Annotated in this window: 18 protein-coding genes; 7 read left to right on the forward strand and 11 right to left on the reverse strand. The window is 67.7% G+C overall.

All coding sequences use genetic code 11. The features are described 5' to 3' along the window. Nucleotides 1-9 precede the first annotated feature (9 nt). Together ACWDUA_RS13460 and ACWDUA_RS13465 are read right to left on the reverse strand one after the other, a co-directional pair. A complete protein-coding gene (locus tag ACWDUA_RS13460; RefSeq protein WP_449751507.1) occupies nucleotides 10-1,611 on the reverse strand; it encodes an ABC transporter permease in 1,602 nt (533 codons plus the stop codon). After that, nucleotides 1,611-2,561: an ATP-binding cassette domain-containing protein gene (locus ACWDUA_RS13465; RefSeq protein ID WP_449751508.1), complete on the reverse strand. Its 951-nt coding sequence runs from the start codon at nucleotides 2,559-2,561 to the stop codon at nucleotides 1,611-1,613. The genes ACWDUA_RS13460 and ACWDUA_RS13465 overlap by 1 nt, the downstream gene beginning before the upstream one ends. A 97-nt stretch (nucleotides 2,562-2,658) precedes the next feature. Between ACWDUA_RS13465 and ACWDUA_RS13470 the strand changes: the two genes are divergently transcribed. From ACWDUA_RS13470 to ACWDUA_RS13485, 4 genes are all read left to right on the forward strand, one after another. Beyond that, nucleotides 2,659-3,282 carry a hypothetical protein gene (locus tag ACWDUA_RS13470; RefSeq protein ID WP_449751509.1) on the forward strand — a complete coding sequence of 208 codons (624 nt, stop codon included), beginning with the start codon at nucleotides 2,659-2,661 and terminating at the stop codon, nucleotides 3,280-3,282. Between the two features lie 85 nt (nucleotides 3,283-3,367). Continuing rightward, nucleotides 3,368-4,510 (forward strand): phosphoserine transaminase, encoded by a 1,143-nt coding sequence (serC, locus tag ACWDUA_RS13475; protein ID WP_449751510.1) that lies wholly within the window; start codon nucleotides 3,368-3,370, stop codon nucleotides 4,508-4,510. Between the two features lie 126 nt (nucleotides 4,511-4,636). After that, the gene (gene sepH / locus ACWDUA_RS13480; RefSeq protein ID WP_449751511.1) at nucleotides 4,637-5,743 is read left to right on the forward strand and encodes a septation protein SepH; all 1,107 of its coding nucleotides are present in this window, start codon (nucleotides 4,637-4,639) and stop codon (nucleotides 5,741-5,743) included. An 8-nt stretch (nucleotides 5,744-5,751) separates the two neighbouring features. Next, complete coding sequence (locus tag ACWDUA_RS13485) at nucleotides 5,752-6,603, forward strand: DUF6928 family protein (protein WP_449751512.1); 852 nt, start codon at nucleotides 5,752-5,754, stop codon at nucleotides 6,601-6,603. Nucleotides 6,604-6,651: 48 nt separating this feature from the next. On the opposite strand, the gene ACWDUA_RS13490 is transcribed toward ACWDUA_RS13485, so the two are convergent. Beyond that, the gene (locus tag ACWDUA_RS13490; RefSeq protein ID WP_449751513.1) at nucleotides 6,652-7,056 is read right to left on the reverse strand and encodes a DUF2537 domain-containing protein; all 405 of its coding nucleotides are present in this window, start codon (nucleotides 7,054-7,056) and stop codon (nucleotides 6,652-6,654) included. Continuing rightward, a complete protein-coding gene (locus tag ACWDUA_RS13495) occupies nucleotides 7,053-7,940 on the reverse strand; it encodes a TrmH family RNA methyltransferase (protein WP_449751514.1) in 888 nt (295 codons plus the stop codon). The genes ACWDUA_RS13490 and ACWDUA_RS13495 overlap by 4 nt, the downstream gene beginning before the upstream one ends. 67 nt (nucleotides 7,941-8,007) lie before the next feature. Here ACWDUA_RS13495 and ACWDUA_RS13500 point away from each other — a divergent pair, with 67 nt between their 5' ends. After that, complete coding sequence (locus ACWDUA_RS13500) at nucleotides 8,008-9,249, forward strand: GNAT family N-acetyltransferase (RefSeq protein ID WP_449751515.1); 1,242 nt, start codon at nucleotides 8,008-8,010, stop codon at nucleotides 9,247-9,249. A gap of 30 nt (nucleotides 9,250-9,279) precedes the next feature. Here the strand turns inward: ACWDUA_RS13500 and ACWDUA_RS13505 are convergent, their stop codons facing one another. After that, nucleotides 9,280-9,657: a MarR family transcriptional regulator gene (locus ACWDUA_RS13505; protein ID WP_449751585.1), complete on the reverse strand. Its 378-nt coding sequence runs from the start codon at nucleotides 9,655-9,657 to the stop codon at nucleotides 9,280-9,282. A gap of 150 nt (nucleotides 9,658-9,807) precedes the next feature. After that, nucleotides 9,808-11,250, reverse strand: coding sequence for an NCS2 family permease (locus tag ACWDUA_RS13510; RefSeq protein ID WP_449751586.1), 1,443 nt, complete (start codon nucleotides 11,248-11,250; stop codon nucleotides 9,808-9,810). Between the two features lie 77 nt (nucleotides 11,251-11,327). Here ACWDUA_RS13510 and ACWDUA_RS13515 point away from each other — a divergent pair, with 77 nt between their 5' ends. After that, on the forward strand, nucleotides 11,328-11,597 hold the full coding sequence (locus tag ACWDUA_RS13515; RefSeq protein ID WP_449751516.1) for a DUF2530 domain-containing protein: 270 nt from the start codon (nucleotides 11,328-11,330) through the stop codon (nucleotides 11,595-11,597). Here the strand turns inward: ACWDUA_RS13515 and ACWDUA_RS13520 are convergent. The 5 genes from ACWDUA_RS13520 to ACWDUA_RS13540 all read right to left on the reverse strand — a co-directional run bounded on the left by ACWDUA_RS13520 (nucleotide 11,594) and on the right by ACWDUA_RS13540 (nucleotide 17,440). After that, nucleotides 11,594-12,022, reverse strand: coding sequence for a hypothetical protein (locus ACWDUA_RS13520; protein WP_449751517.1), 429 nt, complete (start codon nucleotides 12,020-12,022; stop codon nucleotides 11,594-11,596). The two genes, ACWDUA_RS13515 and ACWDUA_RS13520, sit on opposite strands and share 4 nt — an antisense overlap. 41 nt (nucleotides 12,023-12,063) lie before the next feature. Next, nucleotides 12,064-13,452, reverse strand: coding sequence for an APC family permease (locus tag ACWDUA_RS13525; RefSeq protein ID WP_449751518.1), 1,389 nt, complete (start codon nucleotides 13,450-13,452; stop codon nucleotides 12,064-12,066). Nucleotides 13,453-13,533: 81 nt separating this feature from the next. Continuing rightward, nucleotides 13,534-14,052 carry a flavin reductase family protein gene (locus ACWDUA_RS13530; protein WP_449751519.1) on the reverse strand — a complete coding sequence of 173 codons (519 nt, stop codon included), beginning with the start codon at nucleotides 14,050-14,052 and terminating at the stop codon, nucleotides 13,534-13,536. Continuing rightward, entirely contained in the window at nucleotides 14,049-16,067 is a 2,019-nt protein-coding gene (locus tag ACWDUA_RS13535; protein ID WP_449751520.1) for a primary-amine oxidase, read from the reverse strand. The genes ACWDUA_RS13530 and ACWDUA_RS13535 overlap by 4 nt, the downstream gene beginning before the upstream one ends. Nucleotides 16,068-16,093: 26 nt before the next feature. Then, nucleotides 16,094-17,440, reverse strand: coding sequence for an NtaA/DmoA family FMN-dependent monooxygenase (locus ACWDUA_RS13540; RefSeq protein WP_449751521.1), 1,347 nt, complete (start codon nucleotides 17,438-17,440; stop codon nucleotides 16,094-16,096). A gap of 168 nt (nucleotides 17,441-17,608) precedes the next feature. Between ACWDUA_RS13540 and ACWDUA_RS13545 the strand changes: the two genes are divergently transcribed. Continuing rightward, nucleotides 17,609-18,214 carry a TetR/AcrR family transcriptional regulator gene (locus ACWDUA_RS13545; RefSeq protein ID WP_449751522.1) on the forward strand — a complete coding sequence of 202 codons (606 nt, stop codon included), beginning with the start codon at nucleotides 17,609-17,611 and terminating at the stop codon, nucleotides 18,212-18,214. Nucleotides 18,215-18,778: the final 564 nt, after the last annotated feature.

Here is an 18,778-nt window from a genome sequence, read left to right on the forward strand (position 1 = left end):
GATCGGCGTTCAGCCCACGTCGCGGCCGGCCCACCGCCAGAGGCCGGCCGCGCCGAGGGCCACCGCGATCACCCCACAGATGACCAGCGGCAGCCACCGCATCGGTTCGATCGGCACCACCGGGGTGTGGCTGAACGGTGACAGATCCCGCACCCATTGCGGCAGGTCGAACATCCCGGCCAGCGGTCCGAGGAACAGCGCCGCGATCACCAGTCCCCACCCGAGATGGGTGAGCCCCGGCCGCATCGCGTAGAGCAGCACGGCGGCGGCCGCGACCACCAGCACCGCCGGGATCTGCGCGGTGGCCGCCGCGAACGCGTGCGCCGCCGGCCGCATCCAGCCGCCCCCGGCAATCCCGTTGCCGAGCGTCATCGCCGACGCGGCGACCAGCGGCAAGACGATCGACCCGCCGACCACCAGCCCCAGGTGGGCGGCGTGGAACCGGGTGCGGCCCAACGGCGTCGCCAACAGCACCTCGGTGCGCCCGGCGTCCTCCTCCGCCCGTAGCCGCTCGGCGAGGTTCACCGACCATCCACATGCCGCGACCGCCAGCAGCGAGAGCATCGTGAACACGAACAGGTCGGTGAGGGTCGCGGCCAGCCCTGACTGTCGCAGCATCTCGGTGACCTGGGCGTTGCCGTCGGCGAGCTGGGACACCGAGGGTTGGATGAAGCCGATGATCAGGGCGTAGGCGCCGATACCGACGATCCAGGAACCCAGGATCGGGGCGTGTACCCGGACGGCGACGCCCTCGATCGACCCCAGCCGTTCGGCGTGGGCGGGCCCGGGGCGTGGGGTGACGATCCCGGCACCCAGGTCCCGGTGCAGCGCAACCCATCCCGCCGCACCCGCACACACGACGAAGACCGCCAGGCAGGCGAGTGCGGGCAGTAGATCGTTCACGCCGTAGGGTTCGATCAGCTCCGCCCAGCCGATCGGTGTGACCCACCGCAGCCACCCCCATCCGTCTGCGGTGTCGGCGACGCCGCGCAGCAGATAGCCCGACAAGATCACCACCGCAGCAAGACGATTCGCGAGATGCGCGGTGGTGGCGGCCTGCGCGGTGAGCAACGCGACCCCGGCTGCGGCGAGCCCGGTGCACGCGTACTGACAGAACACCGCGAACAGCGACACCGATTCGGAGCCACCGTCGAGCGGCAGGAGTACCGCCGTCATGCCGGCGGCCACCACGACACACAGGACCGCGGTCACGATGGTGGCGGCGGCCGGGACCGCCAGGGGGCCGGTCACCGCGGACCGGATCAGCTCCCCGCGACCGAGCTCCTCCTCTTTGCGGGTGTGCCGCACGACGGTCAGCGCCGCGACCACCGCCAGTGCGGTGACCATGAACAATCCCGCGCGCCACACCACCAGTGCCGCAGTGGATTCGTCGCTGACCACCGGGCCGAGCAAGAACCGGAACGCGGCATTCGACCCGGGTCCGGCGACCAGCATCCGACGTTCGTCCGCATCCCCGTAGGACGCGGCGATCGAGGCCGCGGTGGCCGCGTTGATCGCGACGAATGCGATGACGGTGACCGGGATGGTGATGCGTTCGCGACGGGCGGCGAGGCGCACCAGGAGTCCGGTGTGCGCGAACAGATCTCCCATCACGGCCTCACCGGCGGTGTCGCGCGGGACGTCGCACCGTCGGAATAGGCATGCAGGAACAGTTCTTCCAGCGTCGGTGGTTCGACGGAGAGATCGCCGACGCCCGCTCGCCCCAGGGCCCCGGTCACCTCGCCGAGTGCGGCGGCGTCCACGGTGAAGGTGACCGGCGTGCCGTGCCGGGCCGGGACTCCGACCTCGAGATCATGGACCCCGTCGATGCCGGCGAGCACCCCCGGGTCACCGAGGACGAGCGCGGTGACCCGGGACCGCCGGAGATGTCGCAGCCGGGCAAGGGTTCCCGCCTGCACCGTCCGTCCGGCCCGGATGATGGTGACCGACTCACACAGCTCTTCCACCTCGGACAGGACGTGGCTGGACATGAGCACGGCGGTACCCCCGGCGGCGCGCTCGCGGACGCAGTCGGCGAACACCCGCGTCATCAGCGGGTCGAGTCCGGCGGTGGGTTCGTCGAGGATGAGCAGCTCGGTGTCGGCGCTCAACGCCGCCACCAGCGCCACCTTCTGGCGGTTGCCCTTCGAGTAGGCCGATGTCTTCTTGGTGGGATCGAGTTCGAATCTCTCGACGAGTTCCTCCCGGCGGGAACGGGATTGATCACCGACGTCGCGCATGTCGAGCAGCAGGTCGATGCACTCGCCGCCGGTCAGCTGTGGCCAGAGGCTCACATCGCCCGGCACATAGGCGAGTCGACGATGCACGGCGACGGCGTCGGCGAAAGGGTCGGCGCCGAAGATCCGGACCGATCCTGCATCGGAACGGTACAGGCCCAACAGGATCCGGATGGTCGTCGACTTCCCGGAACCGTTGGGACCGAGGAAGCCCGCGGTCTCACCGGCCCGGACGGTCAGGTCGAGTCCGTCGAGTGCGACAAAACGGCCGAAGGTCTTGCGCAGACCCCGGATATCGATCACCACATCCCCGGTCGTGGGCATGCACCGAGGTTAACGCCGCCGCGGCCCACCCGACTGCCGATCGGCCCGGCCGGATCGCGACGCGGCACACCGGGCGCCCGGGTTCTATCGTGATCGGGTGAGCGTCACCCTGCTGTGGATCCCGCTGGGCGCGGGCGGCCGGGTGGTCCCGGTGTGTGGCCGTGCCTACGAGGCGGTCTGCGCCGGCATCGCCCGACGTCGACCCCGCCGACTCGTCCATGCCGCCCTGGTGGTCGACGTGGACGCGCATCGCCACGGGGTGGAGATGGCACCGGCCTGGGGTGTCCCCGACGGCGACCGCGGGGTCCGGCGCACCGGACCGGTGGGTCTCGGGTTCCTCGGCGTGTCCCGCTTCTTCCGATACGAGATCCGTTGCCGGCCGGACGGACACATCCCGGATGCGGCCGCTGCGATCGCGCGCCGGGTGATCACCGACGACGAGGCGCGCTCGCGTCGCGTCGTCGAGTACACCGCGCTGGTCCCGGAACTCACGTGGGGCCGGCGAGCACCCGGCACCACCGAGATGTGGAACTCCAATTCGGTGGTGGCCTGGACGCTGGCGATGGCCGGGCTCGAGATGGGTCGGCTCGGGCCGCCACCGGGCTGCCGGGCCCCGGGCTGGGCGGCCGGCGTCGAGCTCGCCGACAGCGGCCCCTCGGCGCCCGGCGGGATGCACCCGAGGACCGGGTCGGGGTGCCCGGACGGCGGGGACGGACCCTGACCGACCGGGTCGAATCCGCTGGTGCGACCGCGTTCGTGCAGGGTGGTAACCCTGTGTCGGGGGGCACATCCCTAGAATTGCCCCCATGAGCGACGCCGCCACACCGATCACCATCCCCGCCGACCTGCTGCCCGCCGATGGCCGTTTCGGCTGCGGCCCGTCGAAGGTTCGCCCAGAACAGCTGCAGTCCCTCGTCGACACCGGCGCCTCGGTGTTCGGCACCAGCCACCGCCAGGCCCCGGTCAAGAACGTCGTGGGCTCGGTCCGCGAGGGCCTGTCCCAGCTGTTCTCGCTGCCCGAGGGCTACGAGGTGATCCTGTCCAACGGCGGTACCACCGCGTTCTGGGACGCCGCCGCATTCGGCCTGATCAACCGCCGTTCGCTGCACCTGACCTACGGCGAGTTCTCGTCGAAGTTCGCCACCGTCGCCAAGAAGGCCCCGTTCTTGGACTCACCGGCGGTGATCTCCACCGATCCGGGCACCGCCCCCGACCCGGCCGCCCTGACCGCCGACGACTTCGGCGGCGTCGACCTGATCGGGTGGGCCCACAACGAGACCTCGACCGGTGTGGCCGTGCCCGTCGTGCGTCCCGACGGCTCCGACGACGCGCTGATCGCGATCGACGCCACCTCCGGTGCCGGTGGTCTGGCCGTGAACGCCGCCGACACCGACATCTACTACTTCGCCCCGCAGAAGTGCTTCGCCGCCGACGGTGGCCTGTGGCTGGCCCTGATGAGCCCGGCGGCCATCGAGCGGATCGACCAGATCGCCCACACCGACCGCTGGTGCCCCGAGTTCTTGTCGCTGCCGACCGCCGTCGACAACAGCCGCAAGAACCAGACCTACAACACCCCCGCGCTGGCCACCCTGCTGCTCCTCGACAACCAGGTGCAGTGGATGAACGCCAACGGCGGCCTGGACTGGTGTGTCGCCCGGACCGCCGACTCCAGCTCGCGTCTGTACTCGTGGGCCGAGAAGTCGGAGTTCGCCACCCCGTTCGTCACCGATCCGGCGCTGCGCAGCCAGGTGGTCGGCACCATCGACTTCGACGACGACGTCGACGCCGCCGCGGTGGCCAAGACCCTGCGCGCCAACGGTGTGGTCGACACCGAGCCGTACCGCAAGCTCGGCCGCAACCAGCTGCGTATCGGTATGTTCCCGGCCATCGATCCGGAGGACATCAGCAAGCTGACCGCCTGCATCGACCACGTCGTCGAGCGCCTCTGAGGGCTCGGTCACCGAGATCGGCCGCGCTGAACTGCGGCTTTGCCGCGTGTCCCGGCGTCCAGAGCACGGTTTGTGGTCTACCCTGACCCCAATGCCCGCACTCATGGTCAACCGGAGGAGGAGCAGATGCGCGAGCTTCGAGTAGTCGGCGTCGACGCCGACGGCTCCCGGGTCATCTTCCAGGATCCCGAGTCGGGTGAGAAGTTCACCGTCCCCGCCGACGAGCGCCTGCGCGCCGCCGCCCGCGGTGATCTCTCCCGGCTCGGTCAGATCGAGATCGAGATGACCAGTGCGCTGCGCCCCCGTGAGATCCAGGCGCGCATCCGCGCCGGCGCGACCGTGGCCGAGGTGGCCGCGATCGCCGGTGTCGGGACCGACAAGATCGAACGCTTCGCCCACCCGGTGCTGCTCGAACGCACCCGGGCGGCCGAGCTCGCCGCCCTGTCCCATCCGATCCGGCACGACGGTCCGTCGGAGTCGACCCTGGCCGAGGCCACCACCGAGGCGCTGGTCGCCTTCGGCGTCAATCCGGCCGATTCGAGCTGGGATGCGTGGAAGGGCGACGACGGGCACTGGGCGGTGCAGGTGTCCTGGAATCTCGGGCACACCGAGCATCGCGCACACTGGCGGTTCCAGCCGGGCTCGCACGGTGGGACCACCGACCCCCTCGATGACCTGGCCGAGGAGATGACCCATCCCGAGCTGATCGAGACGCGGCGGCGATTGTCGCCGGTCGCGATGCCGGTGTTGACGCCCGTCGTCGAGGCGTCGCCGCGGCACCCGAATGTCGACGTCGGCGACGACGGCCGGGAGCAGGTGACCTTCGACGCGGACTCGATCGTCGGGGCGCAGCGCACACGCCACGATCCGCGCCCCGCCCCGTTCGACGAGCACGGCACCTACGCCATGGATTTCGAGGTCGTCGAGGCCGAGTACGTCGAGCTCACCGCCGAGACCGGCGACGAACGGCCCCGGCGGGAGGACAAGACCCGGGGCGCACGTGATGACCACGACGACCGTCCGGACGGCGATCGGCGCGACGATCGTCACGAGGACCTCACCGACGACCCCGAGGGGTCCGATGCGGCGGGGTCCGATGCAGCGGGGTCCGACCAGCAGCACGAACCGAAACCGGCGCCGGTGGCCGCGGCCCGACGACGCAAGGGCCGTAAGCCCGCGGTACCGGCATGGGAGGATGTTCTGCTGGGTGTCCGTAGCCACCCGAACAGCTGAGGGGGACGATGTCGGCACGTGCTGTCACACTCTGGTTCATCGACACCGACGATCCGGTCGGCTCGCTGCGTGCGGGCGTCGAGCATGACGTCACGGCCGCACAGCGGCTCGCGGCGTCCATCTACGGTGACAGTGTGCTGCTCCCGATGGTCGACACCACCCTCGCCGGGGCGATGGATGCGAACGACGCACATGTCTACGCCGGGTACTACGGGCGGCTGTGCGTGGTCTCCTGCTCGCTGTTCGCCACGGTCCGCCCGGCGGAACTGACCCGCACGGTCTCCTCGATCCGGCAGAGTGCGGCGGCAACCCTCCTGCACACCGACCCCGAGTCGGGGATCGGCGCCTTTGCACGGTGGGAGGACGGCGAGCTCAAACGATCCTTCTCGGCGACGCCGGTCGACATCTTCGACGACCAGGGGCTCCCCTACCCCTTCGAGCGACCGTTCTGGGCCGGTGAACGGCCCCTGCACTACGCCGCCGGGGTGAGTCCGGATCCGCTGGCGTTGCCCTTCCACCCGCAGCAGCTGGCCGAGGAGTCCAACCGGGCATGGCTGGGATTCCGGTTCACCCGTCCGCTGGCCGCGACCGACGTCGACCCGGCGACGATCCCGGTGACCGGGTATGCGATCCACCCGGCCGACTACGTGCCGACCGCCGAGGACGACGACCGGTATCGCGCGGCGTCGCGGGCCGCCCGCCCGGACGGCGAGGCGCCGACACGGGCCCCCGGCTCCGTCGCTGCCGCCGAACAGGTCCCCGGATCCGAACCGATGTCCGGTGCGGCCGAGTCGGTGCCCGCGGCGCCCCGCAAACGCGGACGACTCGCCCGGTACTTCGGTTTCGGCGGTCAGGACTGAGGGGACCGCCGAACCCGGGGGGTCACTACCCGACGGTCCGGCGTGCGATCACTGACCGAGCGCGAAAAGCGCTATGGCGGAACCCAATCCGGCGAGCAACCCGGTGAGTGAACCCCACACCGGCCACCGCCACACCGGCCGGAACCGGAACTCCCACAGGGTCCACGACCCGGCGAGCGCCACGACCAGCACGGACACCAGTCCGGCCCAGCGCACGATCCCGCCGATCAGGGTGTACACGCCGACCAGGGTCAGCGCACAGAACATGACGCTGACGGCGGTCACCAGAACACCCAGCGACCACGGCGTGGGTTCGGCGTGCCGCCATCGTTCGAGATCTCCCAGTGGCGTCGATCCCACCACCACGCGTTCGGCCTGCGGGACGTAGATCTCCCATCCCGAGGTGACGGAACCGGGCGTCGTCGGGGGTGGCGAGGGCGGGGTGTCGGTCACCGTTCCATCGTGCCCGACCGGACCCGTTCGTAGAAGGCCACCGCGGCAGCCGTCGCCACATTGAGCGAATCGGTGCCGCGACTCATCGGGATCCGGGCCCGGATGTGGGTGGCACGCATGGTCGCCGCGGTCAGGCCCGGACCCTCGGCGCCGACCAGGAAGGCGATCTTCTGGGCGTCGACGGCCTGCGCGAGCGTCACCGCCGACGGATCGGGGGTGAGCGAGACCGTGGTGAAGCCGTGCGCGTGCACGCGGTCGAGGTCGCGCGGCCAGTCCGGCGCGATCGCGAAGGGCACCAGCAGCGCGTGGCCCATCGACACGCGGACGCTGCGCCGATACAGCGGATCGGCGCTGCCCGCCCCGAACAGCACGCCGTCGACGCCGAGCCCGGCGGCATTGCGGAAGATGCTGCCGATGTTCTCGTGGTCGTTGACCCCTTCGAGGATCGCGATCGTCCGGGCGCCGTCGAGCACCTCGTCGACGGTGAGCGCCTGCGGTCGGCGGGCCACGCCCAGCACGCCGCGGTTGAGGTGGAACCCGACGATCTCGGCCATCACCTCGGCCGATGCCCGATAGAACGGCACCTCGGCCGTGTCGTCGATCACCACATCCGCCGACAGCTCACCCAGGCGACGGTCCACGCCGAGGAAGGCATGCGGGGCGAACCGCGAGGCGATCATCCGCTGCGCGACGAGCACACCCTCGGCGATCACCAACCCCTTGCCGCGACGTCCACCGGGCAATGCGGGCAGGTCAGGGCGCCGATCGACGGAGTTGAGGTCGCGGAAGTCGTCCACCCTGTCGTCGTCGGGGTCGTCGAGGTCGACGACGCGGACCGGCAACGGTCGGATCTCCGGGGTGGCGGGGTACGCGATTTCTGACACGGCTTTCCAGTCTGCCAAACGACACACCCGGCGCCTCGCCTCCCGGCCGGTGTGACACGGTGGACGGGTGAGTGACATCGATGTGATCGAGGACCTGACGCTGGCCCGGGCGACCGACGACGACTGGGACGACATCATCGCCGCCGACGCGCGGGCGTTCGCGATGCGCAACCCCCTCGCCGACGACGAGCGTGCGGATCTGCGCCGCAAGGTCGCCGACAGCGACATCGTGGTGGTCCGCGACCCGTCACTTCCGTCGGTGCCACTGGTCGGGGTGTCGATGTTCTACCGGATGTCGATGACGCTGCCGGGTGGCGCGCAGGCCGATGCCGTGGGACTGTCCTGGGTGTCGGTCGCCGCCACGCATCGTCGGCGCGGCATCCTGCGGCGAATGCTGAGCGAACTGCGTGATCAGTGGCTCGCCGAGGACCAGACATTCGCGATCCTCACCGCCTCCGAGGGCACCATCTACGAGCGGTTCGGATTCGGACCGGCATGTTTCGCACACACCGTGCAGATCGCATCGGGTGCACAGCTGCGCTCCGCACCGCCGGCGGCGGCACAGGTCCGGTTCGCACATGCCGACGAGGTGGCCGCGGCGATCCCCGACATCCATCGACGGTGGACGGCGACCCGGCCGGGTGCTCTGACGCGCACCGAATCGTGGTGGACCCCGATCCTCGCCGACCGGTCGTCGGAGCGTCCCCCGGCCGCAAGTGGCCTGCACTACCTGCTGCACGAGGACGGGTATGCGAGCTACCGGGTGCTCAAGGATGTCGCCGACGGCACCGTCCGCGCCGAGGTCGAGGAGGTCGTCGCCATCACCGATGCCGCACACACCGAACTGTGGCGGGTGCTGTCGGCACTGGACCTGATCCCGACGCTGCGCGCGAGTATCCCTGTCGACGATCCGCTGCCGGCCAAGATGATCGACCTGCGGGCGGTGGAGATGACCGGTCAGGACGACAAGATGTGGGTGCGCATCCTCGACATCCCGGCAGCCCTGTCCGCACGGCGGTACCGCGGTGACCTCGACATCGTGCTCGGCGTGGAGGACCGGTTCGCCGGACGCGGCGGGGTGTTCGCGCTGACCGTCTCCGACGACGGGGTGGCCACGGTGACCGAGTCGTCGGATCGGCCGACCGTGCGCCTGGATGTCTCGGTGCTCTCGAGCATCTACCTGGGCGGGATGCCGGCACGGGGATTCGCCGCGGCGGGCCGGCTGTGGACCGACGCCGAGGCCACCCTCGACGCGCTCGATCGGGCGTTCTCGACCGTCCGTGCGCCGTTCGCCGGCACCTTCTTCTGAGCCGGGATCAGCCGTTCACTTCGCCGGGGTTCATTCCTCTGCGGAGATGATCCCGTCGAGGATCGGCAGGGCCGCCGACAACGTGGCCCGCTCGGTGGTGCTGAGTTCGGCGAGCCGGTCGTTGAGCCAGGCCTTGCGGGCGGCGAGTTCGGCGGAGATCACCTGGTGTCCGAGCGGCGCGAGGGTGACCACCGCCTGCCTGCCGTCGGTGGGATGCGGCTCCCGTTTGATCATGCCGAGGTCGGCGAGCGAGGCGATCACCCGTGTCATCGACGGGGGTTTGACCCGTTCGGCCGCGGCGAGGGCCCCTGGTGACATCGACCCCTCCTGGAAGAGGGTGTTCAGCGCAGACAGTTGGGTGAGCGACACCAGTTCGTTCTCCCGGCGCAGCCGCAGCCGCCGCGCCATCCGCACGATGGTGAGGGACAACGCGCCCGCGAGGTGTTCATCAGCGTCTTGGGCTGCTTTCACGCCTAAAGACTAGGTTTGCGGCTCCGGATACTGCCGCACCGACATCTGAAAATCCGCTATACGAACCACATGGATTCATCGAATCCACTAACCGATCCAGTCGGAGATGGGTTGACGGGCGAAGTAGAGGACGAAGACGATGGCGACCGCCCACAGCAGCGGATGCACCTGGCGCCACTTGCCCGTGGCCACCTTGAGCACCACCCAGCTGATGAAGCCGACGCCGATGCCGTTGGCGATCGAGTAGGTGAACGGCATGGTGACCAGGGTCAGGAAGGTCGGCAGTGCGATGGTGAAGTCGGTGAAGTCGATCGCACGGACCTGGCCGATCATCAGCGCGCCGACGATCACCAGCGCCGGGGCGACCGCCTCCGACGGGATCACCTCGTAGACCGGGGTGAAGAACATGGCGGCCAGGAACAGCAGGCCGGTGACGACATTGGCGAGGCCGGTGCGCGCGCCCTCGGCGATACCCGACGCAGACTCCACGAACACGGTGTTCGACGACGACGATGCCACACCACCGGCGATCGCGCCGGTGCCCTCCACCACCAGGGCCTTGCCGATACCCGGCAGGTTGCCCTTCTCGTCGGCCAGACCGGCCTCCTTGCCGAGGCCGGTCATGGTGCCCATCGCGTCGAAGAAGTTCGACAGGACCAGCGCGAACACGAACACCGACGCGGCGAGTACGCCGATGCGGGTGAACGCGCCGAACAGATCGACGTCGCCGACCAGGCTCAGGTTGGGCAGCCCGCCGAGCGAATCGGGGATCGACGGCACCGACAAGCCCCATCCGTCGGGATTGGTGGCACCCGAACCGAGGTCGAAGACCGACTCGAGGATCACCGCCAGCACGGCGGTGATGACAATGCCGATGAGCAGGCCGCCCGGCACCTTGCGCGCCACCAGCACACCCATCAGCAGCACGCCGATCACGAACACCAGGGTGGGGATGGTGGCCACCGAGTTCCCGGTGCCGAGCTGCACCGGCACGGTGGTGCCCGCGGCGTCGGGGATGCGCCGGACGAACCCGGCGTCGACGAATCCGACGAAGGTGATGAAGCATCCGATGCCGGCGGCGATCGCAGCCTTGAGTTCGGCCGGGACGGCATTGAACACCGCGGTTCGGAACCCGGTGACGGCGAGCGCGACGATGATGATGCCGTCGATCACGACCAGACCCATCGCCTCGGGCCAGGTGACCTCGGGCGCGATGGTGACCGCGAGCAGGCTGTTGATGCCGAGTCCGGTGGCGATCGCGAACGGATAGTTCGCCACCATGCCGAAGATGATCGACATGACGCCGGCCACCAGCGCGGTGACCGCCGCGACCTGTGCGATCGGCAGCACATGCCCCAGGACGTCGGCGTTCTTCGACTCGCCGGGGATGCCGCCGATGATGATCGGGTTCAGGACGACGATGTAGGCCATCGTGAAGAAGGTGACCAGTCCGCCGCGGACCTCGCGACTCAGGGTCGAGCCCCGTTCGGAGATCTTGAAGAAGCGGTCGACCGGGTTCTTTGCGGTCACGGTGCTCGCGGGCGGCGGCGTGGTGGTGGACTCACTCGACGAATCGCTTGACACAGGGGAAAGCTACCCTGAGGCCCATGCCCGAACCAACCCGCCCCGAGGCATCGGCCGCGCCGATTCCCGAGCTCCCCAAAGCCCTTCGGGCCCCGGAACCGGTGATCATCGTCGGCATGGCGGCCTGGCTGGTGGCGAGCGTCGTCGTCGGCGTCACCGGGTGGGGTGGGTCACGGGCGCTGTGGGTGTGTCTGGTCGGCCTGATCGTCGGGGTGCTCGGGACCACACTCTTCCTGGCGCAGCGCGCCGCATCCCGACGCGGTGACCGAACCGCCCAACGCGGGTTGGACTAGCAACCCGCCGGATCGGCCACCGCGCCCGGATGTCGTGGTCGCGAGCCCGGAAGGGGGATGACGACCACTCCGTCCGCGACCCGCGCGGCGACGATGTCGCCGACGAGTTGCCGTAGCCCGGCATCGGTCCCTGCATACCGGATCGTGTCGGGGACACCGGAACCGGCCGGATACAGGGCGGACAGTCGAGTACGCGCGGTCGGTCCGTCGGCGTCGATCATCACCTCCACGTCCAGAAGGACCTTGGTGTCGGAGCTGCGAAGGCGTCGGTACGCGGTCTGTGCGGTACCCAGGTCGGGTGCGGCTATCCGGCGGATATGCCGGCAGCCGGCGACATCGTCCACGTGGAGCGCGAGCGCGATCTCGGTGGTGAGTGCGATCTCGGTGGTGAGTGCGATCTCGGTGGGGAGTGTGTGGGTGCTCATGCGGTGTCTCTCTCGGATGGTTGGGGATTCCTGGCCGGCGATCAGAGCGTTTCGGTTGATTCCGCTGCCGGTATCCGGCGACCCGTGATCATGCCCGCGGTCCACAGCACGGCGATGAGACCGACGGTGATCAACGACGTGGTGCGGTTGGCGGAGAAGATGCTCTGGAGCAATGCCCCGGTGACTCCCGCGCCGGCGAGAATCGCACCGAGGACAAACCAACGGGAGCGGGTGCGCACACCGTCGACGACGCCCGCGACGGCGAGGGCGACATACGCAACCGCCCAGGCATACGAGGTGATCACCGCAAAGTTGATGAATGCGGTGTAGATGGGATCACCGCTGATGAGAAGGTGCAGAGCGAGAACCACCAGACCGGTCGCCGAGACGAACACGATTGCGTTGGCCGGTGTTCGGTGGACGGGGTGGATTCTTCCCACGATGGCGGGGAGCAGGCCGTCGCGACCCGCGGTTCCGAAGATCCGACCGGCATCGTTGATGTAGGCGAGCAGCGATCCCACCGATGCGAGGAACATGAGCAGGTTCGTGAAGGTACCCAGAGCACCGAGATGGGCGACGTCGGCGAGGACCTGCAACGGCGAAGCGCCACCCAGGATGCTGTCCGAATGCGCGAGCATGATGGGGGTGGTCAGAAAGACGCTCGCGACACTGCAGACTGCGAGGATGGCGACCAGCGCCAGAATCAGTCTCGGGATGGTGCGGCGCGGGTCCGCGGTCTCCTGCGCCAGCGCGGTGAAGCCCTCGAACCCGGCCATTCCGCCGAAGGCGAGGACGAACGCAGCGACGAAGCCGTCGAACCCGAAGCCGTCGAACCGGATCTGCGGCGCCGCATCGATACCGAAACGCATGACTGCGACAACCAGGATCACGATGACGAACGGGACACTGACCCAGCCGAGGAAGACGGCCGCCTTGACCGACACACTCACCCCGCGTCGGCTGATCAGTACCAATGTGGCGACGATGACGATGCCGATGACGGTTTCGACAACGGTGTTGGTCACGTCGAGCCCGACGTCGTTCAGGAAGCTGATGAGGAAGACCAGTGAGAGGAACGTGAACAGCACCATCACGGCGATGTAGCCGACGAAGAGCGCGGCGCCCGCGAGGATCCCGAGCGGCCTACCGACCTCGAGGTTGAGGTAGGACATGATCGATCCGGTCGTCAGATGGCGCCGGGAGAATCGGATGACAACGGTGCCGAGCAGCATGATGACGACTGCGCCGAGCACCATGGCCAGCCATGACGAGTAGCCGCCATCGAAGCCGATGGTGGCGCCGTAGCCGGAGATGACCGCGGAAATGCCCACGGACGTCAGGCCGAAGAACAGGGCTTGGCGGGCCGAGATCGTGCCGGTGACGAGTTCGGGTGACGCCGAGTCCGAGGGTGGGGCGATTTCAGTGCTCATCGGGTGCCTTTCGAGGAGGTGTGCGAGTCGACCGCACGGGCACCTCGTTGTGCCCCGGGTTCGATTGAAAACGGTTTCGGGTCAGTCGGATTCGCGACGGGCGATGGTATGGAAGCCTGACCGGTGGAAGATCAGCGGCTCGATGTCGTCGTCGGCCGACATTTCCTCGACCTCGAGCATGACGACCTCGTGATCACCGGCAGCGAACGCGGAACGCAAGCGGGTACCCAACCGCAGCACAGCACCGTCGAGAGTGATCGCGTCACCGGAATGGCGGCCGAGGTCCACGCCGTCCCATCGCCGGGCGCGGTCCGGGCCGGCCAATTGACGGCATACACCCGCCTGGTCCGCGGACAGCACCGATACGCCGAGCCGTTCGGCGCGCCGCAAGACCGGCCATGTGGCGGAGGAACACTGTGCGGCGAACATGACCAGAGTCGGTTCGAGCGATACACCGACGGTGAAACTGGAGACGACCATCACCTGATCGCGTCCATCAACCCTGGCAGCCACCGCCGCCACCCCCGAGGGGCAGTGCGCGAGGACTCCCCGGATACCGGCGGCTGCTGCTTCGGCAGTGTGGAGGTGAGTGACGGTCATTCGTGGGTCTCGGTTTCTGCGGGACCGTCTGACGGGCTGTGATGGCAGTGGTCGCCGGCCCCGGCAGGGAGGTCGAGCACGGGGTTCCGGTCGAAGAAGCCGTTGGGGGACAACGTGAACCCGGTGTGGTCGACCGGCATCACCGGCCAGTCCTCCGGCCGTGGGACGTGGGTGAGCCCGAACGTGTGCCAGACGACCAGATCGACATCGTCGAGATGGGCGTCGTCGGCGATGAACTCGGGTATCCCGGCACCGCCCGGGTGCTGGTTGGGGGCGTACCCCGCCGGCCACATTTCGGCAGGATCGTAGCGGGTGACCCACAGGTGCTTGGTGGCGAACGCGGCACGTTGGGCGATGGGTGAATCTTCGGCAGCCATCAACAGGGGGCTGCCGGTCGGATGCAGGACATAGGCAGGTGCCTTGCCGAGTCCATTCGTGGTCTGCCCGGAGGCGATCCGCCAGACCCGTCCTGCCGAGGGATCGGCGACGCGGCCCGCGATGCGCTCGGACAGCAGTCGGGTTTCGGTGGCCCGGAAAGCACCACCCCAGGGATTGTCGTCGTCCATCGGCGTTCGCACGACGTCGATTTCGTCGACGTGATTGATCGGACCATCCACCGTCATGTCCAGCCGCACGTTGAACAGGTGCTGATGCACGGGTGCGCCGACCAACGGGGCCACCTGCGGACTGTAGGGGTTGCTGCCGTCGTGCACGCCCGAGGTGTAGAGGATTCCGGTGGCTTTGACCTCCAACTCCACTCTGCCGTCGAGGTAGAGGTACCAGTAGAAGCCGTAGTCATAGTTGCCGACCTTGAGGAACGTGGAGATCACCAGCCGCCGATTCCGACGGACGTCGCTGCGATCGGTGAAGGAGTCGACATGCTTCCATGCGATACCGGTGTCCTCTTCGTGGATGCAGATACCGTTCTCCACGGTCACCGGTCGCCCCAGATCGTCGGCGAAGGTCACCGGCAGGTAGGTGATGTCGCCGAGGCAGTCACACCCGAGTTCCAGTGAGGAGACGAATCGGCCGAACTGGTATTCACCGGCGTCGAAGTAGTTCTGCCACGCCCGCGTCGGGGTGAGCTCGCCGTAGTTGACAACCATCTCTGCCAGGGATGCCCGGTATATGACCGGGCGTTCCACGCGTGTACCGTCGTCGGCCACGTCCGTGTAGGTGATCTGATGAAGGGTGACGCCTTCGCGGGCGCTGAAACCGATCCGTGCCGACCAACGACCCCAGGTGATGCGGTGTCCATGAAGCGTGAACGAGGGCCCCTGGGGCTGGTTGACCTCGATGGGTGTGAGGTCGGTGCGCTCCGCTCCCCGCACTTCAGGGTTGTGAAAGTTGCTGCGCGAGTTGGTGGGGATGTCGTACTGACCCGTGTCGATGATCCGGAGGACCTTGCGGTTGGACAGATCGACGTGGAATGCGAGCCCTTCGATCGGACTCCCCCAGTAGCTCGCCATGGTGCCGTCATCGGCGCTTCCAACGGCCCGCAAGTAGGGAACCACGCGGCACACACGCACGCCGACCTCGTCCTCGTAGCCCAGACTGCCGCCGGCAAGTGCCTCCCAGCTCACGCGGGTCACGTCGACCACACCGTGTTCGATCAGTTTCTGCCGAACGTCGGGATCGGCACCGAGGATCTCTGCGGCATCGCCGTATTCGTCCATCAGGAACGGCGCAGCACCGTCGACGACGGGATCCATGGATGAGTGGGACACCAGCGATCGGGCGACGACGTCGACCACGAGTCGATACTGCTCACCGGATTCTCGGTCGTAGCTGATGGCGCCGATCTCACGGGTGATCGGGTCGCCGGTTCGCCACGCGAGCACATCCCGCTTGTGGGGTTCGTTCAGCATGACATAGCCGAATCGCGTGGAGCACGAGGCGAGGCCCGCCTCGGCGAGGACCTCTCGGAATGTTGCGATCTCGGCCGCGGTGATCGGCGATAGTGGGTGATCCACCGATGGTGCGGTGACGGTGGGTTCGGTTGTTGTGATGGCCATGATCTTCTCCTGGAGTGTGGACGTGGTCACAGGTCGGCGGTCACCGGCGCCCGGGTGCCCCCGAGCAACGATTCGCGCAACGAGCCACCGTTGTAGTCGGCGCGGATGACTCCTGCCGAGCGCAGGTGGGGCACCAGTTTGTGCGTCACATCGCACAGGAACGACGGTGTCTGGATATTGGAGGCGATGATCATGAACCCATCTCCGCCCACCCGGTCCATGGCATCGATCAGCTTGTCCCCCACACGCTCTGGCGTACCGACGAAATCGGTTGCGGCACCGCCTCGGAAGTGACCGAGCGCATCGCGGAGCGGCACTCCTTGCCGCCCGAGGTCCTGCAAGGTCTCGAACATCCCGGTATGACCACGAGGCGCCAGGTCGGCCGGGAAGGGGGCGTCGAGGTCGAACTCGGTCAGATCGGTGTCGAACATTCCGGACAAGAACGTGATCAGGTAGTCCAACTCGGCCTCGGTCGGGGCCGGGATCACCTCGGACCGGCCCGGTTCGACGAATCGGACGTACGCCGCGAAGATCACCTTGACCTCATCCGGGTCACGACCTGATCTCTCAGCACGAGAACGGATATCGTCGCGATAGGCCTTCATCCCCTCGATTCCCCCGTCGGCCGGCGCGAACACCACCTCGGCGTGCCTGGCCGCGAAGTCGCGGCCACGGGGCGAGGAACCCGCCTGTACGAGCAAGGGATGCCCCTGAGGTGAACGCAGGGTGTTGAGCGGGCCACGAACCTTGAAGTAGGTACCGTCGTGATCGATATGGTGGACCTTCGACGGGTCGATGTAGGTGTTGCTCGCCGTGTCCCGAACCAGCGACCCCTCCTCCCACGAGTCCCACAGCTTCTTGACGACCTCGAGGTACTCATCGGCCATTGCATAGCGCTCACCGTGCGAGGGGAGTTCGTCCATTCCGAAGTTCTGACCCGACGGGGTGTCGGCTGACGTGACGATGTTCCAACCCACTCGCCCACCGGACAAACCGTCAATCGTGGCGAAGGTCCGCGCCAGCAGCCACGGTGGATAGAAGGTCGTCGACGCGGTCGCGATGAGCCCGAGATTCGTTGTGCGCGCCGACAGGTAGGCGAGCAATGCGACGGGATCATGTTTGGGCGAGTAGATCCCGAACTTCAGGTCCGCGTCCATGGTGCCACCGATCGTCGTCGACACCGCAGATGTGTCCTCGAAGAACAGGAAGTCCATCTTCGCTTCCTCGAGTTGTTCGGCAAGGTCGGCGAAGAACTCGCCGCTCCACCAGTCATCTCCATGCAGGCGATCGGAGGGTGCCTGCCAGGCCGGTGCGGCGAAGGACGAGAAGAGACCGAGGCTGAAATGCGTATGGATGCTAGTGCTGAGTGCCATGACCAGCAGTGTTGCCGATCCGACTGAATCAGTGCAATCGCACGGTTGTGGTTTTACGCAGGGCTAACACCCAGGAAACAGTGCGACTGCACGGTTTACATCCCTGTCACACCGGGCGGTTCGTTAGGCTGTCGGAGATCACGACGAACTCCGACGAAAGGGATAGCGATGGGTACCGTCGGCAGACCTGCGATCGGATCGAGCCGGGAGCGCAGACATGCTTACGGCGGGGGGCGTCAAGCACTCATCGACGCCACCATCCGCATCGTGGCGCGCGACGGGTTGACCGCTCTGACCACACGCGCTCTCACCGCGGAAGCGGGTGTCAGTCAAGGGAATCTCCAACATCACTTCGGTACCGTGGACGAGGCGGTTCTCGCCGCGATCGAGCAGTGCATCCGCGAAACCCTGGACTACGTCACACCACCCGAACGCCTCGAGAACATCTTCGACGGCATACTGGCCGAACTGGCCGACCGGACCGACGCATCGGTATTCCAGACCGTGATCTTTCTCGAGGCCCGAACCAGGCCCGAACTACTGGACGTGGTCACCAGATATCACGAACTCTACAGTCAGAATCTCCGCGACGTACTCATCGCGTTGGCCCTTCCCGTCAACGAGGACCTGGTACAGCTCCTCATGGCGATTGGTGACGGAATCGCCTACGAGTACGCCATTTTCGGTACAACCCAGCTTCACAACGTGCGCATACAACTGCGCGCACTCAGGGCCCTCCTCACGCCCCCACGCGACGGAATCGAAGCGCCCTGATCGGAACGCAGAGGGTGCGACCGGCCCAGTCGCCGGCGTCGACCGGCCCGGCTGGTTCCGGTCCCGCCGTGGCCGGTATCGACGGGTCGCCGCTACGTGAGGACGACCTGCCCAACCACCACAACACCGACGAGGAGCGCAGCGACAAGTCGAGTCGAAACCCCCACCCACACGATGGTTGAGCCGACGAGGAGCGCAGCGACAAGTCGAGTCGAAACCCCCACCCACACGATGGTTGAGTTGAGCCGACGAGGAGCGCAGCGACAAGTCGAGTCGAAACCCCCGCCGGCCGAGCACATCACGCAACCACCTCAGAAGCGGTCACCACCCAACACACGCTGCGCAGATTTCGACACGGGTCCTCGCCCTTCCGGCTCGGTCCCGGCTCAATCAGCGTTGGGACACAACATGGTTGAGCCGACGAGGAGCACAGCGACAAGTCGAGTCGAAACCCCCACCCACACGATGGTTGAGCCGACGAGGAGCGCAGCGACAAGTCGAGTCGAAACCCCCGCCGGCCGAGCACATCACGCAACCACCTCAGAAGCGGTCACCACCCAACAC

Source organism: Gordonia sp. NPDC003376, assembly GCF_053589235.1.

Coding starts and splice junctions, on each gene's coding strand:
- ACWDUA_RS13485 (WP_449751512.1), top strand. CDS start 5,752: ATGTCGGCACGTGCTGTCACACTCTGGTTCATCGACACCGACGATCCG.
- sepH (WP_449751511.1), top strand. CDS start 4,637: ATGCGCGAGCTTCGAGTAGTCGGCGTCGACGCCGACGGCTCCCGGGTC.
- ACWDUA_RS13535 (WP_449751520.1), bottom strand. CDS start 16,067: ATGGCCATCACAACAACCGAACCCACCGTCACCGCACCATCGGTGGAT.
- ACWDUA_RS13520 (WP_449751517.1), bottom strand. CDS start 12,022: ATGAGCACCCACACACTCCCCACCGAGATCGCACTCACCACCGAGATC.
- ACWDUA_RS13525 (WP_449751518.1), bottom strand. CDS start 13,452: ATGAGCACTGAAATCGCCCCACCCTCGGACTCGGCGTCACCCGAACTC.
- ACWDUA_RS13515 (WP_449751516.1), top strand. CDS start 11,328: ATGCCCGAACCAACCCGCCCCGAGGCATCGGCCGCGCCGATTCCCGAG.
- ACWDUA_RS13505 (WP_449751585.1), bottom strand. CDS start 9,657: ATGGCGCGGCGGCTGCGGCTGCGCCGGGAGAACGAACTGGTGTCGCTC.
- ACWDUA_RS13460 (WP_449751507.1), bottom strand. CDS start 1,611: ATGGGAGATCTGTTCGCGCACACCGGACTCCTGGTGCGCCTCGCCGCC.
- ACWDUA_RS13545 (WP_449751522.1), top strand. CDS start 17,609: ATGGGTACCGTCGGCAGACCTGCGATCGGATCGAGCCGGGAGCGCAGA.
- ACWDUA_RS13530 (WP_449751519.1), bottom strand. CDS start 14,052: ATGACCGTCACTCACCTCCACACTGCCGAAGCAGCAGCCGCCGGTATC.
- ACWDUA_RS13540 (WP_449751521.1), bottom strand. CDS start 17,440: ATGGCACTCAGCACTAGCATCCATACGCATTTCAGCCTCGGTCTCTTC.
- ACWDUA_RS13465 (WP_449751508.1), bottom strand. CDS start 2,561: ATGCCCACGACCGGGGATGTGGTGATCGATATCCGGGGTCTGCGCAAG.
- serC (WP_449751510.1), top strand. CDS start 3,368: ATGAGCGACGCCGCCACACCGATCACCATCCCCGCCGACCTGCTGCCC.